The sequence below is a fragment of the Streptomyces avicenniae genome (assembly GCF_000719135.1).
GTDB lineage: Bacteria > Actinomycetota > Actinomycetes > Streptomycetales > Streptomycetaceae > Streptomyces > Streptomyces avicenniae.
On the sequence record NZ_JOEK01000050.1, the window covers coordinates 1 to 330 of the forward strand.

The window sequence follows — 330 nt, forward strand, 5'->3', positions numbered from 1 at the left end:
GTGTGCGGATCCGGCTACACGCTGAACAAGGCCGTCCCGCTGCCCTTGGGTACCGACCCCAGCCTGCGGCTGGGCACCCTGTTCTCCTACGGGAACGGCGGCAAGGGGTGCGCCATCCTCGACAACAACGTGGGCAAGTCGCAGTACATGTACCTGCGTGTGTGCAAGATCGACGGAACGGGCTGCGACACCGACTCCGGCAACTTCAGCGAGTACGCGGGCCCCGTCTACGTCTCGAGCTTCGCCTGCGCACCGGTCACCGCCATACGCCCCGTCTGAGCTTCTCCTCCCGCCCCTCAGCCCCCCCCTGCCATGTCATCCGTCATCGCT

Annotated in this window: 1 pseudogene; it reads left to right on the plus strand. The window is 66.4% G+C overall.

Annotated elements, in window-relative coordinates:
• Positions 1-279 (plus strand): annotated as a pseudogene (locus IF27_RS29695) (hypothetical protein); the annotation flags it as partial.
• Between the last annotated feature and the right edge of the window lie 51 nt (positions 280-330).